10 protein-coding genes are annotated in these 18530 nt (G+C 40.3%); 9 read left to right on the top strand and 1 reads right to left on the bottom strand.

The window, feature by feature from the left end:
• Nucleotides 1–14 precede the first annotated feature (14 nt).
• The 5 genes from leuS to AACU33_RS05460 all read left to right on the top strand — a co-directional run bounded on the left by leuS (nucleotide 15) and on the right by AACU33_RS05460 (nucleotide 8864).
• Nucleotides 15–2687 carry a leucine--tRNA ligase gene (gene leuS, locus AACU33_RS05480; protein ID WP_096587404.1) on the top strand — a complete coding sequence of 891 codons (2673 nt, stop codon included), beginning with the start codon at nucleotides 15–17 and terminating at the stop codon, nucleotides 2685–2687.
• 670 nt (nucleotides 2688–3357) lie between these two features.
• Nucleotides 3358–3669, top strand: coding sequence for a hypothetical protein (locus AACU33_RS05475; protein ID WP_096587403.1), 312 nt, complete (start codon nucleotides 3358–3360; stop codon nucleotides 3667–3669).
• 110 nt (nucleotides 3670–3779) lie between these two features.
• A complete protein-coding gene (locus AACU33_RS05470) occupies nucleotides 3780–4091 on the top strand; it encodes a hypothetical protein (protein ID WP_096587402.1) in 312 nt (103 codons plus the stop codon).
• A 217-nt stretch (nucleotides 4092–4308) separates the two neighbouring features.
• The gene (locus AACU33_RS05465; protein WP_096587401.1) at nucleotides 4309–7164 is read left to right on the top strand and encodes a tetratricopeptide repeat protein; all 2856 of its coding nucleotides are present in this window, start codon (nucleotides 4309–4311) and stop codon (nucleotides 7162–7164) included.
• A gap of 125 nt (nucleotides 7165–7289) precedes the next feature.
• Nucleotides 7290–8864: a tetratricopeptide repeat protein gene (locus tag AACU33_RS05460; protein WP_096587400.1), complete on the top strand. Its 1575-nt coding sequence runs from the start codon at nucleotides 7290–7292 to the stop codon at nucleotides 8862–8864.
• A 344-nt stretch (nucleotides 8865–9208) separates the two neighbouring features.
• On the opposite strand, the gene AACU33_RS05455 is transcribed toward AACU33_RS05460, so the two are convergent.
• A complete protein-coding gene (locus AACU33_RS05455; RefSeq protein WP_096587399.1) occupies nucleotides 9209–12568 on the bottom strand; it encodes a beta strand repeat-containing protein in 3360 nt (1119 codons plus the stop codon).
• Nucleotides 12569–14608: 2040 nt separating this feature from the next.
• Here AACU33_RS05455 and AACU33_RS05450 point away from each other — a divergent pair.
• The 4 genes from AACU33_RS05450 (at nucleotide 14609) to AACU33_RS05435 (ending at nucleotide 18525) form a co-directional block, all read left to right on the top strand.
• The gene (locus AACU33_RS05450; protein WP_096587398.1) at nucleotides 14609–15637 is read left to right on the top strand and encodes an NAD-dependent epimerase/dehydratase family protein; all 1029 of its coding nucleotides are present in this window, start codon (nucleotides 14609–14611) and stop codon (nucleotides 15635–15637) included.
• Nucleotides 15638–15721: 84 nt separating this feature from the next.
• Nucleotides 15722–16987 carry a class I SAM-dependent methyltransferase gene (locus AACU33_RS05445; protein WP_096587397.1) on the top strand — a complete coding sequence of 422 codons (1266 nt, stop codon included), beginning with the start codon at nucleotides 15722–15724 and terminating at the stop codon, nucleotides 16985–16987.
• A 90-nt stretch (nucleotides 16988–17077) separates the two neighbouring features.
• Nucleotides 17078–17875, top strand: a complete 798-nt coding sequence (locus AACU33_RS05440) for a sugar phosphate nucleotidyltransferase (protein WP_096587396.1) — start codon at nucleotides 17078–17080, stop codon at nucleotides 17873–17875.
• Nucleotides 17872–18525 carry a PIG-L deacetylase family protein gene (locus AACU33_RS05435; protein ID WP_096587395.1) on the top strand — a complete coding sequence of 218 codons (654 nt, stop codon included), beginning with the start codon at nucleotides 17872–17874 and terminating at the stop codon, nucleotides 18523–18525. The genes AACU33_RS05440 and AACU33_RS05435 overlap by 4 nt, the downstream gene beginning before the upstream one ends.
• Nucleotides 18526–18530: the final 5 nt, after the last annotated feature.

The raw sequence follows: 18530 nt of genomic DNA, 5'->3' as shown, positions 1-18530 counted from the left end.
CTACCATCTACAATATGGAGGCAGACACAGACGAGATTGCAGTAGGAGCATTTTTGGTGGATTCTTCCCGTTATAACCCAGCAGCGATTGAGGAAAAATGGCAAAAAACATGGGCAGAACTTGGCTTAGATAAAACACTGACAGATAGCAACAAGCCAAAATTCTACGCTTTATCCATGTTCCCTTACCCATCGGGCAGCCTACACATGGGTCACGTTCGTAATTATACAATTACTGATGTGATCGCTCGTCTCAAGCGAATGCAAGGTTATCGGGTATTGCACCCAATGGGTTGGGATGCTTTTGGCTTACCAGCAGAGAACGCCGCCATTGACCGTGGTGTACCGCCAGCCAAGTGGACTTATCAAAATATTGCCCAGATGCGGCAGCAATTGCAGCGTCTTGGCTTATCTATTGATTGGAATAGCGAATTAGCTACATGCTCGCCAGACTATTACAAATGGACACAATGGATTTTCTTGCAATTTTTGCAAGCAGGTTTAGCTTACCAAAAAGAAGCCGCAGTTAACTGGGATCCCATCGATCAAACCGTATTGGCAAACGAGCAAGTTGATAACGAAGGACGTTCCTGGCGTAGTGGAGCAAAAGTTGAACGTAAACTCTTACGACAATGGTTTTTCAAGATTACTGATTACGCCGAAGAATTACTCAATGACCTAGATAAATTGACAGGTTGGCCAGAACGTGTCAAGTTGATGCAGGCCAACTGGATTGGCAAATCAACGGGTGCGTACCTGGAATTTCCTATTGTTGGCTTGGACGAAAAAATCAGCGTCTACACTACACGCCCAGATACGGTTTATGGCGTTAGCTACTTAGTATTAGCGCCAGAACATCCCTTAACAAAGCGGGTTACAAAAAAAGAACAGCAAGCATCTGTAGAAGCTTTTGTTCAAGAAGTTGCCAATCAAAGTGAGTTAGAACGGACTGCGGAAGACAAACCGAAGCGAGGTATTCCCACAGGCGGTAAGGCAATTAACCCGTTTACTGGTGAAGAACTACCCATTTGGATCGCTGACTATGTACTGTATGAATATGGTACTGGGGCAGTGATGGGTGTGCCTGCTCATGATGCGCGAGATTTCAAGTTTGCCAATAAATATAATCTGCCGATTGAGTTTGTGATTGTCGAACCAGAGGCAGTCGCAGATAAAGATTTAAGTGCAACAATACCTGATGAAGATGGTGAAGTCTCGAACATCATTCAGGTTGAATACAACGAGGCATATACAGAACCAGGAATTTTAATTAATTCTGGCCCTTTTAGTGGCATGGCATCCACAGAGGCCAAACAAGCAATAGTAGAATATGCCGAACAACAAGGTTTTGGCAAAGCGCGGGTGCAATATCGATTACGAGATTGGTTGATTTCACGGCAACGGTATTGGGGTGCGCCCATACCCGTGATTCACTGCCCTAACTGTGGGATAGTGCCAGTTCCAGACAAGGATTTACCCGTAGAGTTACCAGAAGAAGTCCAATTTACCGGACGCGGTGGTTCGCCTTTAACTCAGTTAGAAAGCTGGGTAAATGTGCCCTGTCCAACTTGCGGTACGCCAGCGAAGCGGGAAACTGACACGATGGATACCTTTATCGATTCCTCGTGGTATTTCTTGCGGTTTACTGATGCCAAGAACGAACAGCAGGTGTTCGATTCTCATCAAACCAATGACTGGATGCCAGTCGATCAGTATGTGGGTGGTATTGAACACGCGATTTTGCATTTGTTATATTCGCGATTCTTTACTAAGGTGCTGCGAGATAGAGGCTTGTTGAACTTTGACGAACCTTTTCAACGTCTGTTGACTCAAGGTATGGTGCAGGGTTTAACTTACATGAATCCCAACAAGGGTGGTAAAGATAAATGGATTCCTTCCCATTTAGTAGACCCAGCTAACCCCCGCGATCCCCAAACAGGCGAACCGTTGCAACGTTTGTATGCCACCATGTCCAAATCTAAAGGTAATGGTGTCGCACCAGAAGACGTAATTAGCAAATACGGTATAGACACAGCGCGGATGTTCATCTTATTCAAAGCGCCACCAGAAAAAGACCTGGAATGGGATGAAGCTGATGTCGAAGGACAATTCCGCTTTTTAAACCGGGTTTGGCGCTTGGTAACAGATTATATTGCTGCTGGGGTATTCCAAAAGCAAGCCGATATCTCAAACTTGAGTAAACCAGAAAAAGAATTGCGACGGGCAATTCATACTGCTATCCAAGCAGTTACAGAAGATGTGGAAGACGAATATCAATTCAACACAGCTATTTCGGAATTGATGAAGTTGAGTAACGCCTTGACTGATGCTAGCTGCAAGGATTCACCAATTTATGCTGAAGGGATTCGGACTTTAGTAGTCTTACTAGCCCCCTTTGCACCACACATTGCTGATGAATTGTGGCATTTATTGGGTAATAGCGATTCTGTCCACACTCAAACTTGGCCGTCGTTTGATCCTGCTGCCTTGGTAGCTGATGAAATTACTTTAGTAATTCAGATTATGGGCAAAACTCGCGGTGCAATTCAAGTGCCATCGCAAGCTGATAAAGCTGCCTTAGAAAAATATGCCAGAGAATCAGAAGTTGCCCAGCGTTATATTGAGGGTAAAGAAATTAAAAAGGTGATTGTGGTGCCTGGGAAGTTGGTAAATTTTGTGATCGGCTAAGAGTAGTAAAAATACTTTGAGGATTTGCGAGGAATTCAGATTCCCAACTTTTTAGAAAAGTTGGGAATCTTGCGTTTCAGCAAAATTGATGCGTTAGATCAATAGGTATTGCCATTCTGTTTCCATACAGGTCAGTGAAGAATAATCATAGCTTGGGGTTTACCGTGTGATATAGCTATAGCCATCAAGTTTAGGACGTAGACTATAAGAGTTGCCATTGCATCTAGGACATTTTAACGTCCTAACGAAAATGGCTACGGCTATACTTCAGCAAAGCACGAAAAATTTTGAGTTTTGCACAGCCTCAACACAAGCTACAAAGATGTTTACTTTTTTAGAGTAATAAAAGAGTCTTAGAAGCATTAGGGAAAACCCCCAAAATCGAAGTACCAATGCTTCTATGTTGTTGCCGCTACCCTAGCATCATAGTGATACTTCTGTAAGCTATACATTTGAAGGTTTTGACGCGAACTCAACGCTATTGCGCCATATCTAGGTTTTGACTGGTAATGCCCCCCAAAACCTAGATTTTGGAGAAAACAAAATCTTAGCCAAAATGGCTGGAAACATTAGATACTCAGCCAATTTGGCGATACAAGCAAAATTTGATTGCCTATATTAATATCAACAACTCAAACAGAGTTGCTGAGAAAAACCAAGGAGAAATTCAATGATTATTTCCGATCTGTCTTACATGGAAGCTATTGAAGCAACTGTTGTTGGTGGTTTTGGTTGGGGCGAACCTTCCTACGGTGGCGATTTCGAGGTTGAAAAGGACGTTGACATCGACGTTAACATTGATGAAGATCTGAACATCGACAAAGATGTAACCGTGACCCTCGATATCACAGGCAACCTAGCTACAGCAGAAGCTAGTGCTACAGCTTACGGCAACAACACTGTAGCTGAAGCCTTCGGTTTCACCTACACCGATGACTACAGCTCTGTTGCTAACGCTTTCTCCGTTTCTGGAACCTACTAATAAAAACATACCCGCAGTGAATGTGAAACCCTGCGAGTAGGTGTGGCTTTAAAGCCAAGATTGCTTATAAATTCAAACAGAATTGCCGAGAAAAACCAAGGAGAAATTCAATGATTATTTCCGATCTGTCTTACATGGAAGCTATTGAAGCAACTGTTGTTGGTGGTTTTGGTTGGGGCGAACCTTCCTACGGTGGCGATTTCGAGGTTGAAAAGGACGTTAACATCGACGTTAACATTGATGAAGATCTGAACATCGACAAAGATGTAACCGTGACCGTCGATATCACAGGCAACCTAGCTACAGCAGAAGCTAGTGCTACAGCTTACGGTAACAACACCATCGCTGAAGCCTTCGGTTTCACCTACACCGATGACAACAGCTCTGTTGCTAACGCTTTCTCCGTTTCTGGAACCTACTAATAAAAACATACCCGCAGCGAATGTGAAACCCTGCGAGTAGGTGTGGCTTTAAAGCCAAGCTTATTTGTGAATTGCTGAAGGCTTTTTTTAGCTTTCGGCAATTTAACCATTATTATACTTACTACTACTTTTAATGTCAAGCTAGTTATCAAAAAAAATTGCGATCGCCGTAAAATTCCGGAATTTATCAAAAACCTATATAAATAAGAAATTTGATATGTCAACTTTGCAACCGCAGTCAGCAGCAGTATACAACAACCTGGGCTACACTCTGCAACAACAAGGCAAGTTGGATGAGGCTGTAGCCTGCTATCAAAGAGCTTTAGAGATTCAGCCAAAATACACTGAAGCTGAGGTCAATTTAGGCAATATTCTCCACCGCCAAGGGAAGCTGACAACAGAGCAACAAGCGTATTATGCTGCTTTGAATCATCGCTTGGGTATAGCTTGCAAAAAAGCAGGGGATTTAAAGACTGCTGTAACTTACTACCAACAAGCGATCGCTCTGCAACCCGATCTAGCAGAAGCCCATTATAATTTGGGCGATGTCCTGCAACAACAAGGACAGGTAGATGCTGCTCAAAAGTCTTATCTGCAAGCGATTAAATATAACCCTGACAATGCTTATGCATACAACAACCTGGGAGCGATTTTGGAGCAAAAGGGTCAGTTAGCGAAAGCAGTAAAGTCTTATCAACAGGCTTTAAAACTGAAGCCTAATTTGGCTATCATACATAATAATTTAGGAAATGTGCTGAAAAGTCTAGGCAGATTTGAAGCAGCAGTAGAATCCTATCAACAAGCTTTAAAACTCAACCAATATCTTGCTCAGGTTCATTACAATTTGGCAAACACTTTCAAAAAACTGAATAAATTAGAAGCAGCAGCAGCATCTTACAAACAAGCGTTAAAAATTAAACCTGACTTCGATTATGCCAAATTTGGTCTAGTGATGAGTCAGATTCCAATTATCTATACAAGTTCTGAAGAAATTCAAGTTAAGCGAAATCTTTATCAACAAGCACTGCAAAATTTAGCGGCTAAATATCAAGCAGATAATCAAAAAAAACGAGCCAATGCTGCTACGGCTATTGGTTCTTTACAACCGTTTTATTTAGCATATCAAGGCTTAAACGATCGAGATTTGCAGTGCATCTATGGGGAAATGATTTGTCAGATTATGTCAAGTCGTTATCCTCAATGGAGCCAGCCGATTGAGCTTCCTAAATTAAAAGTAAATGAAAAAATTCGGATTGGTTTTGTTTCGGGATTTTTCTCTAATCATTCCAATTGGAAAATCCCAATAAAGGGTTGGGTGGAAAACCTAGATAAGAGTGAATTTGAGTTATTCGGATATCACACCGGTGCAAAACACGATCGTGAAACGAAAATCGCAGCCAAAGCATTTGATAAATTTACTCAAGGGCCATTGGTATTTGAAAAATGGTGTGAATTAATTCAACAAGATAAATTACACATCCTAATTTTTCCAGAATTTGGCATGGACCCGATAACTATGAAGTTGGGCTGTTTAAAACTGGCTCCAATTCAAATGACGTCTTGGGGACATCCTAATACTAGTGGGCTACCAACAATTGACTACTATTTAAGTAGTGATTTGATGGAACCGGAAAATGGTCAAGAGTATTACACTGAGAAATTAGTTAGATTACCAAATTTATCTATTTATTACACGCCTTTAGCAATTCAACCTAAGACGGTAACTAAAAAAGATATCGGCATTGAAGATAATGAAATTATGTTCTGGTGCTGTCAATCTTTATACAAATATTTACCTCAACATGATGATATTTTTCCGAGAATTGCTCAGAATTTAAAAAATTGCAAGTTTGTATTTATTAAACATGAAAGTCAGTATGTCAATGAAGTCTTTAGTCAGCGATTAAATAGTGCTTTTGCTGAATTAGGACTCCACTATCAAGACTATTGCATCTTTTTGCCGCGCCTGAATGCCGCGACTTTTGCTGGCACAGCAGCTATGGCGGATGTTTTTTTAGATAGTATGGGTTGGTCAGGATGTAATTCCAGTTTAGAAGCGATCGCTCATAATATTCCCACCCTCACATTACCTGGGGATTCGATGCGGGGACGACATACCCTAGCAATCTTGAAAATGATGGGTGTAGAAGAGACAATAGCGACGAATAAAGAAGAATATGTGAACATAGCTGTTCGTCTCGGTCAAGATGCAGAATATCGTCAACACATCTCTCAGCAAGTTGCCCAGAACAAGCATAAGTTATATGACGACGTAAAACTTATGAGAGCGTTGGAAGATTTCTTGTTTCAGGTAGTCAACAAACCCAGAAGATTTGCGCAAAGAGAAATTGCGGAGATTTTCCAATTAGCGGTGCAGCATCAACGGGCTAATCGCTTCGCTGAGGCGGAAAATCTATATCGGCAGATATTAGAAAAGCAACCGGAACACGCAGAAGCACTATACGGACTGGGGATGTTAGCGCAGCAGATGGGACAACTCCAAACTGCGGAACAATGCTTAAGTACAGCAACGCAAGTCCAGCCTGATTCTGTGAAGATATGGTTCAGTTTGGGCAATTTACATCAAGCACAAGGACAATTAACAGCAGCAGAGGTAGCTTATCAATGCGCGATCGCCTTGCGACCAGATGCAGTCCCGATTTATAACAACCTGGGGTACACTTTAGAACAACAAGGTAAGTTTGACGAGGCTGTAGCTTGCTATCAAAAAGCTTTAGAAATTCAGCCCAACTGTGTGGAAGCCGAAGCAAATTTGGGTAACACGCTGTATGCCCAAAAAAAGCTGTCTGTGGAACAACAACTATATTACTCTGTACTCAACCGCAGGCTAGGTATGAGCCGCCAAAAAGTCGGTGATTTAAAAACGGCGCTTGCTTATTATCGTCAGGCGATCGCCTTACATCCTGATTTGGCAGATACTAACTATAACTTGGATGAAGGCAATTTAGAAGAGGCGATCGCTGATTATCAAAAAGTCCTAGAAATCAATACCCATGACAGAGAATCGGGACTTAATTTAGGCAAAATTCATCAACAGCAGGTTTCAATTTAGCTGAAATAACAATTAATTCATTTGTAACGACTGTAAAAACCAGGAAAAAAGGGGAAGAATTACTAATAATTTCCCCTTTTAACATGACCAATTATCAATTTTCATGAGTTGAAAACCTAAAAGCCATGACAGTTATTCAAGTTGAACATCCAACTATCGATCCATCATCCTTTGAGTCACACAACCGACAAGATGGTGTTAGTGGTCTGCTGTATGTCCATAATGAAGGTGAATTTCTAGCTCAGGTAATTGAAACTTGGATTAATGCTTTAGATGAATTAATTATTATTTTTAATGGATGTACAGACAATTCTCCGCAAATTATAGAAGAATATGAACAAAAGTACTATCCAAAAATCCGAGCTTTTAATTACTTACCCCATGTATATTCACCAAATACAAAAGAGCAATTAGAATTAGATACCAGTAATATTCATTCTTTCTGCTTTTATTGTAATTTTGGACTTAGCCAAACAAAATATAAAATATGTGTGGAAATTAATGGAGATCATGTTGGTATCCCCGAACATTTAAATAAAATTTATGATTTTTTAAAAGAGCATCCTCTCAAAAAGACCGCCTTGTTTATTTCAGGCATTAATCTTTGGAAACAACCTGACGATCTCCGGTATTACGTAAATGTAAAAGAAGTTGCCAACGGTGATGGAGACCTTGCATATTGGACTGTTTCACCTCAGCACATTTTTGTAAAACATCCTAGAAATCCGCTGTTGAATATATTACGACATGATGACCTTGAACGCTATTATTTAGGTTTTATTTTTTGGCACACACGGTTTTTAAAACAAGACTATGGACTAAGCAACTATGGTCAATATTCAGAAGGCATCATCCGCTTTTTGGAAAAGAAAAGTAACAATGCCAAACTAGTGTTATTGTCGCCAGAATTTAGGCAAAAACACAAGGATTTTCAAAATATTAAGTTGCCGCGTTTCCCATTGTATTTTGGTTTTGGTTCTTTACCTGAGGTTAAGGGTGTTGACAAAAGCACCGAAATTTTGCAACAAGCTGTTCAACATTATCAAGCTAATCGCTTACTTGAAGCTGAACAGGCTTATCATCAAGTTTTAAAAATTCACCCAGATCACCCTGAAGCATTTTATGGATTAGGTATGCTTTCCCAAAAAATAGGGAATATTCAGGCATCTGAAAAATTTTTGAATCAAGCCTCACAATTCAATCCATATTCAGTGAAAATTTGGTTTGCTTTGGGAAATTTACAGCAATCACAAGGAAAACTCACCGCAGCTACAGATGCATATCGTCAAGCACTGAAACTATATCCAAATTCTGCAACAATTTACAACAACCTGGGCTATACCTTACAACAACAAAGCCAATTGGATGAGGCTGTAACCTGTTATCAAAAGGCTTTAGAACTAAAACCTGAATTTATGGAAGCTGATGTCAGTTTGGGGAATGTTCTCAATGTACAAGGAAAACTTTCGCCTGAACAGCAAGCTCACTATGCAAAATTAAACTACCAATTAGGCGAAAAACGCAGAAGAATGGGCGATTGGCAGACCGCGATCGCTTATTATCGTCAGGCGATCGCTCTTCAGCCTGATTTAGTAGATGATGATTATAACTTGGGCGTTGTGCTGGAAGAACAAGGGGAATTAAAAGAGGCGATCGCTTGTTATCAAAAAGTTCTGGATGGCAAGCTGTTACACGCATAATTTGTATATTAGAGCAGCAGATATACAAGGGAGAAAGACAGGTTAATAAACGAATAGGTAGGGTGGACAAATACTTGTCCACTTTACTACTTTCTGTATTTCGTCAATATTGTTAATCGAGATGCATTTAAATACCCTACTTTCAGTATCCCAATAGCAATATTGATTTTGGATATGGCATGGAGTGATTTTATCTCCATTGTGGTTTGAGACAAGGGTAAAACAAGACTATCCTCAGCCATTAAAAAGAGCCCACAGATACGCGGACTTTCCTTTTAAAAGCCTGTCCCAGCAAGCTGTTATTATGCAGCCGCAGGTCTAAACCTGTCGGCTGGGATTGACTTTTAGCGATAATACTGGATACCTGTACCTTGGGCAACTAATTGGAGATTTAAGCCATTCTGATCTCGTAAACTAGCTCCAACGTCGCTAAAGGTTGTTCCGACTACAATCGCCATGACATCAAGGAAAGTTGCTCCGCTAGTAGCGTTAGTCCCGAAAATAAAGGTATCTACACCTACTTGCTGGACTCTATACAAGAAGTTCGAGGTTAAGCCTTTCTGCACTTGAATCAAATCAATTCCGGTATCAAAGTCTCTGGCAAATACTCCAGGCGTAGCACTTTCCTGACCGATAATAGCAAAGTCGCTATTTGGAGCAGTACTAGTACCGCTACCTATATAGTAAAATTCGCCATTGCTTCCAAGGACAAATCTATCGCCTCCAGATCCTCCTGCTAAAACGTCAACCTCTTGGATTCCTCTGAGTGGAAATGGTGTACCACTCAGAGTAAGCGTACCAGTTCTGCTACCAGTCCCAACACCAACAAGGACATCATTACCAGCACCGCCAATCAGGACATCATTGCCACCATTACCAACTAAGAGGTTATTGCTAGCCTCGCCAATTATCCTATCTACAAAGGTAGTACCAATAACGTTTTCAATGTTGCTCAGTGTATCCGTACTACCCAGTCCATCGCTAGCAGTACCGGCAAATAAATCAACTACAACCCCTGCTGTACTGGATAAATAATCGGCTGTATCAATCCCATCACCGCCGTTGAGAACGTCATTGCCAGCGCTGCCAATCACAGTGTCATTACCAGCAGCGCCATCAATGGTGTCATTGCCAGCACCCCCGTTCAAGAGGTTATTGATGGCATCACCGATGAGACTATCGTTAAAAATCGAACCTGTGACTTGTTCAATGCTAATCAGTGTATCGTTACCACCAATGCCATCATTGGCAATGCCAGTACCCGCCACTAAGTCAACAGTCACTGCTGACAAACTGGCAGAATAATCTGCTCGGTCAATACCATCACCGCCATTCAAAGTATCGTTACTCGCACCACCTGCGAGAGTATCATTGCCAGCACCTCCATCTAAGCTGTCATCACCAGAGCCGCCACTGAGGTAGTTATTGCCTGTGTTACCAGTCAGGGTATCGTTATAATTAGAACCTTCGACTTCTTCAATACTAATCAGCGTGTCGGTATTACCGAACCCGTCTTGAGCTGTACCTGCAACTAGATCGACCACAACGCCAGCGTTCCCAACACCTGCTGGACTAGTAGAATAATCAGCGCGATCGCTACCATCACCGCCATTCAGGGTGTCACTGCCAGCACCTCCAAGAAGGGTATCATTGCCAGCGCCACCGCTGAGAGAATTCCCAACGGTATTGCCAGTTAAGCTATCGTTGAAATTAGAACCAATGATGTTTTCAATGCTAATCAGTGTATCTGTATTGTCAAATCCATCTTCACTGGCAGTACCAGTAGCCAGATTAACGGTGACTGCCCCTGGACTGGTCGAATAATCAACGGTATCGTTACCAGTACCGCCATTAAGCGTGTCATTACCAGCACTACCAATTAAGAGGTTATCGGCGGTGTTTCCAGTGATACTATCGTTGAAACTAGAACCAACAACTTCTTCGATGTTGCTTAGTGTATGCGTACCACCAAAGCCAGTGGCAGTTCCGTTTGTCAAATTAACGGTGACTGCGGCTGTGCTGAAAGAATAATCAACGCGATCGCTACCATCGCCACCATCAATAGTGTCATTGCCAGGGCCGCCTACAAAGAGGTTATTATCAGCATTTCCAGTGATACTATCGTTGAATGCAGAACCAATAACTTCTTCAATACTTGTTAGCGTATCGATGCCGCCTAATCCATCGTCAGTGGTAGTACCCGTTGCCAAATTGACAACAACCCCAGCTGTACTGCCAGAATAATCAACGCGATCGATACCAGCACCCCCATTAATAGAGTCATTGCCAGCCCCGCCAACAAAGGTGTTATTGCCCGCGTTACCCGTTAAGTTGTCGTTGAAACTGGAGCCTACAATGTCTTCAATATTGACTAAGATATCGGTGCCACTGCCACCTAACCCATCACTGGCAGTTCCCGTTGTGGCGTTAATTGATGCCAGGTTAACGACAACTCCAGCTGTGCTAGTGGAATAATCAACGCGATCTGTACCAGCACCCCCATCAATGGAGTCATTGCCAGCTCCACCAATAAAGAAGTTATTGCTCGTATTGCCAATCAGGAGGTCGCTGAAATTAGAACCAACGATTTGTTCAATGTTGCTTAGAGTATCATTCCCGATAGCTGTACCAGTGGCTGTACCTGTTGTTAGATTCACACTAACCCCAGCAGTACTAGAAGAATAATCTACCCTGTCAAAACCAGAACCACCATCAATGGTGTCATTACCAGCACCGCCAATTAGAGTGTCATTACCAGCGTTGCCAAGCAGACTGTCATTACCATCACCTCCGTTGAGCGTGTCATTACCAGCGTTGCCATCTATAGTGTCATTACCACCATTGCCGATAAGCAGGTTATTTACACTACTGCCTGTTATCGTGTCGTTGAAATTAGAACCAGCAACATTTTCAACAGCAAGCAACGTATCGGTAGTTCCAAAGCCATCGCTAGCTGTACCCGTTTCTAGATTAACGTTAACTCCAGTTGTACCGGATGGATTGGATGAATAATCAATAAGATCGGTACCACTGTTGCCATTAAGAGTGTCACTGCCAGCCCCACCAACTAGAGTGTCATTCCCGATGTTGCCATCAAGGGAGTCATCCCCAATACCGCCATCGAGAAAGTCATTATCTCCACCGCCATCCAGTTTGTCATTGCCATCGTCCCCATAGAGCTGGTCATTCTGCCCATTGCCGAGGATGGTATCGTTTCCTGCACCGCCACGGAGGGTGTCTACTCCTCCTCCAAGAAAATCACTACCACCAGCGCCTTGGATATTGTCATCGCCAGTACCGCCATCAATGAAATTATTACCACTGACTCCTAAGATGACATCATTACCTCCTCCACCAAGAAGAGTATCGTTACCTTGTCCACCTTGAATGGTATCATTGCCATCGCCACCATCTAAGCTATCATCACCGCCACCACCTTCTAAGAAGTCATCACCTAAACCACCGAATATGGTGTCGTTACCGTTATCAATACCCCCAAAAAGGCGATCGTTGCCATCACCGCCATCAATGGAGTCACTACCTTGGTCTCCATTGATGTAGTCATCGCCGCCTAATCCTAATAGGGTATCGTTACCAAAACCACCATAAATTTGATCGGCAAGGTTTGTACTCCTAAGCGATACTGGGGTAGAAGTAGAACCATTAACTAACTCGTTTCCATTAGTTCCTCGTATGAAGGCCATTAGTTTATCTCCTTTATTTCAATAATTAATTAAGATTGATTTAGAGTTCAATTCTCATCATCTGTAATTCATTGATTACAAGTAATTGCAGAATCACTGGCCACAAGCATTGCGAAGAGTATCAGCTAGGGGCAGAAAATTATTCAAATATTCTGGCGTGCGGTAATTACTAACCTTGTATCTGCATTTGGCGATCGCATTATTTATGCTTGGCAGTAAAAACAAAGTTTATAGATGATAAAGAAGTTGGCAATCAAGAAAAATATTCCGATGGCAGAGTAAATTATGTGCCTTTAAAAGGCTAGTTTTACAAAAAGCTAAACCAAATGATTGAATAAATAGACTGTCTCATTCATAAAATTTACTGTAAATAATTATCGATAAGTTTTATAACCAAGTTTCCATTATCCCAATTATGGCTAGATCGAGAAATTGTCTTTGGTAGAATCAAATGATTTGTTTCGAGATGTTAGCTTACTCACTATGATTGCAAAAAAGTTTGCAACTAATTTTTATAACAATAATCAGAACTGAGATTTGATATATTTCAGTACGTGAATATTAGGCTTTTATGTGTATTTTGTTTAAATTTAGTTGAAAACCAAACTTTGACAAAATTCTTTAAACCTATAAATCTTCAAGTTCTGACAATAGATAACCTTCATTTTGTTCGGAGTATTGTTATACATGCTTCTTGTAAAAAGCATAAAACACTTCTGAATCAATTCCCGCCAAAATGGCTAAAATTATTTATAAATTTCTTATCAAGAAATCATAAAGATTCCTTCAACAAAAACCAAAATATCTATCAAATAAGGATTTGAGCAGGTCGCCAAATTTTCCTACTAAGTATGAATTGAGACATTTCAAAATTCTTTAAGCTTGCACCAACTGTATTAGGAGCTACAATTGCACTGCTACGGCATCTTTTGCGATCGCCTGTGCCTTAGAAAACTTTTATATTTCATAACCGAGAGAATATTTTTTTATTTATACACGAAAAAGCACTTGAGATTTTTGCTCTCTCAAGCGCTTCCCCGTATAACTTTATACCAATTCACTTGTTTGATGCAACATCTGAAATCCGCAAACACCCCTGAAGGATAGGGCTGGGAGGATAACTAGTAACAAACATGCGGTGAAGTGGTATCACTCCTTGCACTAATTAAGAATACCGCTTCTGCAATCATACTGGAAATCTGTTGAGTGACAGTTTATCAACTGACACTAGTTAAAATCGATTCATGAGGTATGGTGTCTATCAAGACCAAGCAAGATCGTAGAGAACTTAAGTATAGAGTATGAAATTTAACATAAAATCTCAAACACTAGCAAACCATTGCCAACAGAGTAGTGCGCGCGTTGCAGAAAGTGGTAGCATCAATTGTTCATGTGATATCAGCAAATGCACCACAGACTCTTAGCGTTGTAAAGTTACATAATCAATCTTTATCAATCCGATGCAAAAACGCCGAAAGGCAAATTTTGAATGAAAGTCAGCGTTGGGTCATATGTCCAGCTAAATGCTTGTTATTACTTAGGTGAAGCAGTTGTCGTCAGTCAGGATACGCACCGATAGCAGAGTGGCCGTTGCAGAATAGTGGGATGAATTGAGGCACAGGAGGACAGTTGCATCTGTCGCCAGACTTGAGGAGGCAGTGCGTTGGGGAGACATTGCCTTGAACGGGTTTCCCGACTTGCTTGCCGTAGGATATGAGCATTGGAAACATTTTCCCTATGCTCAAAAACTTCATGGACAAAATTAAAGCCAAATTGGCTAGGAAATTTTGATTTCTAGCCAATTTGACTATACAAGCGTAATTTACTTAGCTAATAGTATTAGTAGACCATTTATTACACCCAAAATAAGTGTGAAAAACTTTCTAGGCTTGTGCATAGATAGTTGTCAGATTTTGTGAGTGCCAACGATCCTTGCACAAGCAGCGATCGCTTATCATCGAGCTTTAATTTTGCAATAAGTAGCATGTGAAAGTATAAGCCTCATTCTACTTACCTAAACATAAAAAACTGAATTTATATATGAAAGTACTTGTAACTGGCACAGAAGGTTATATCGGCTCGTTGTTAGCACCGCTTTTAATACAACAAGGTTACGAAGTAATTGCTGTAGATACAGGCTTTTATAAAGTAGGCTGGTTGTACAACGGCACCGAGTTAACTGCCAAAACCTTAAACAAAGATATCCGCAACATTCAACCTTCCGACCTCGAAGGAGTTGAAGCAGTAGTTCACATGGCAGAACTCTCCAACGATCCCTTAGGTCAGTTAGCTCCCAATATTACCTACGATATCAACCATAAAGGTTCAGTCAATTTGGCAAAGCTGGCGAAAGCAGCAGGAGTGCGACGCTTTATCTATACTTCTTCATGCAGCGTTTATGGCTTTGCGACTGAAGATTACGTTAACGAAGAGTCTGCTATCAATCCTCAAACTGCTTATGCCAAATGCAAAGCGCTGGTAGAACAAGACGTAAAACTTCTGGCTGATGACGGTTTTTCTCCTACCTTTTTGCGGAACGCCACAGCTTATGGAGCTTCCCCCAGAATGCGTTTTGATATTGTCTTGAACAATCTCGCCGGTTGGGCATGGACAATTAAAGAAATCAAGATGAATAGTGATGGTACACCTTGGCGACCCTTGGTACATCTTTTAGATATTTGTAAGGCAATCATCTGTACTTTAGAAGCGCCACGTGATGTCATTCACAACCAAATTTTTAATGTGGGCGATACAAATAGCAACTATCAAGTCAAACAAATTGCTCACATAGTTGCTGATGTCTTTACAGATTGTCAGTTGAGCTTTGGCAAACACGATCCTGATAATCGCAGCTATCGAGTTTCCTTCGAGAAAATCAATCAAAATTTACCAGGATTTAAATGTGATTGGGATGCTCAAAGTGGTGCCCAACAACTTTTTAATGTCTTCAAGCAAATTGACATGAGTAAAGAAACTTTTGAGTTTCGTGGTTTTACACGTCTCAAACAACTTGAATATCTCATTCGCACCCAACAGCTCGATCGAGATTTCTTCTGGCGTACTCTTTAAATATTGAAATACAAGTAACACTTTGATTAAGACTGGCGTACTCTTTAAATCTGCATTTTGATTTTTGTAAACCAAATACTAGTTATGAATAACCAAAAAATTGCCGATCGTCAACAAACAATAGGTAAATGTTTGTTTTGTGGAACGGGGTTACACCATACTTTTGTAGATTTAGGTATGTCACCGCCCTGCGAAAGTTATCGCAGTCCCAAACAACTTAATGAAATGGAGCCTTTTTATCCACTCCATGCCTATGTTTGTGAAAAATGTTTTTTAGTGCAACTCCAAGAATATATTACTCCTGAAAATATTTTTAGTGACTACGCTTATTTTTCTTCCTATTCTGATAGCTGGTTGCGACACGCCAAGAACTATGTTGATATGGCAGTGAAGCGTTTCCAATTAACCGAGCAAAGCCAGGTAATAGAAATTGCCAGTAATGATGGTTACTTACTACAATACTTTGTTGCCAAAGGTATTCCGGCATTGGGAATAGAGCCAGCGGCAAATATTGCTGAGGTAGCAATTAAAAAAGGTATTCCCACAGTTGTCAAGTTTTTTGGAGTGGAGACAGCCCAAGAACAAGTTACTAAAGGAAAACGGGCAGATTTATTACTAGGAAATAATGTTCTTGCGCATACCCCTTATCTCAATGATTTTGTCAAAGGGATGAAAATTATCCTCAAACCGCAAGGTGTAATTACAATGGAATTTCCTCACCTGATGCGGTTAATCGAGGAGAATCAGTTTGATACAATTTACCACGAGCATTTCTCTTATTTTTCTTTCATCACTGTCGAAAATATTTTTGCTCACCACGGTTTGAAAATTTTTGATGTAGAAGAATTATCTACTCATGGTGGTTCTTTAAGAATTTATGCTCGTCATACTGAAGACTATTCTAAACCTGTAAGTCAGCAAGTAGTAGAACTAAAAGCTAGAGAAGAAGTAGCTGGTTTTACACAGTTAGAATATTATTTTTCTTTTGGCGAAAAAGTTAAAGAAACCAAACGTAAGTTATTAGATTTCTTAATTAAAGTAAAGCGAGAAGGTAAGTCGATTGTCGGTTATGGTGCGCCTGGAAAAGGCAATACTCTGCTTAACTATTGTGGTATTCGTACAGATTTTTTGGACTATACAGTAGACCGTAGCCCCTACAAACAAGGTCTATTTTTACCAGGAACTCACATCCCTATTTTTCATCCTGACAAGATTCAAGAAACTCAACCAGACTATGTACTGATTTTACCCTGGAATCTTCAGGATGAAATTATGGCACAAATGTCTTACATTCGCGATTGGGGTGGTAAGTTTGTTGTCCCAATTCCTGAAGTTAAGGTCTACTCTTAGATATTTGATTGCTGGTTGCAAAAGGTATAAAAGCAAAAATTGAGTTTAATTTAAAATCTCCAATTTGGTATTCTAAAAACGAGGTACAAGATGAAAGTAGTTTTATTCTGTGGTGGTTTAGGCACGAGAATGAGAGATTATTCCGAATCTATTCCTAAACCAATGGTGAATATTGGATATAGACCGATATTATGGCATGTGATGAAATATTATGCCCATTATGGACATAAAGATTTTATCTTATGTTTGGGTTATAAAGCAGACTTAATTAAGAGCTATTTCTTAAATTATAATGAATGGCTTTCTAATAACTTTACTTTATCTAGTGGTAGCAAGATTCAATTATTTAACCACGATATTCAAGACTGGAATATCACTTTTGTAGATACCGGATTAACTGCTAATATTGGTCAAAGATTTAAGGCAGTCGAAGAGTATCTAGATGGAGAAGAAGTATTTCTTGCTAATTACAGTGATGGACTGACAGATTTACATTTACCAACGTATATAGAGCATTTCTATCAGCGTGATAAAATAGGTAGCTTTTTGTGTGTTAGACCAAGCCAAAGCTTTCATTTAGTAGATATAGATGATAATGGTCTGGTACGGGATCTCAAAGATGTGAAGCAACGTGATATCTGGATTAATGGAGGATATTTCATCTTTAAGAAGGACATATTTAAATATATTAATCATGGTGAAGAACTTGTATTAGAACCTTTTCAAAGGTTGATGGCAAGAGAAGAACTTCTTGCTTATAAATACAGTGGCTTTTTTGGTGTAATGGATACCTTTAAAGAAAAGCAACAGTTAGATGATATGTATACTCAAGGTGTTAGGCCTTGGGAAGTGTGGAGAGACAGAAAACTAGAAATATCTCATGTATGATTGAGTTTAGGTTGAATAAAACAGATGAATCGGAATATAAAATTCTCTGTCTAGGCGCTCATTGCGATGATATCGAAATTGGCTGCGGAGGCACAATACTTAAGCTGATTGAGAAGTACAAGAATGTCAGCATCTATTGGGTAGTTTTTAGTTCCAATGAGGAGAGAGCAAAAGAAGCAACTGCAAGCGCTAATATCTTTTTAAAGGAAGTACAGACAAAGAAAGTCATCATTAAAAATTTTCGAGATGGCTTTCTACCTTTTCAAGGGATAGAGATAAAAGAGTGCTTTGAAGAGTTAAAGCAAGAGTTTTCTCCAGATATTATTTTGACGCATTACCGAGACGATCGCCATCAAGATCATCGTTTAATTTCAGAATTAACTTGGAATACATTTAGAAATCATTTGATTCTAGAGTATGAAATTCCTAAGTATGATGGAGATTTGGGGATTCCTAATTTCTTTATGCATCTAGATGACGCTATTTGCTGTCGAAAAATTCAATATATTCTTGATGCATTTGCAACTCAGAATCACAAGCAATGGTTTACAGAAGAAACTTTCCGTTCAATCCTGCGAATTCGGGGGATTGAATCTAATTCTCCTGGTAATTACGCTGAAGCTTTTTATTGTCGAAAAATATTTTTTTAAATCAG

Origin of the sequence: Calothrix sp. NIES-2098, from assembly GCF_963875125.1 — a bacterium.
In the GTDB taxonomy this organism is placed as follows: domain Bacteria; phylum Cyanobacteriota; class Cyanobacteriia; order Cyanobacteriales; family Nostocaceae; genus Aulosira.
The sequence above is the reverse complement of the archived record's forward strand: the minus strand, read 5'-3'. Positions and strand labels throughout refer to the sequence as shown.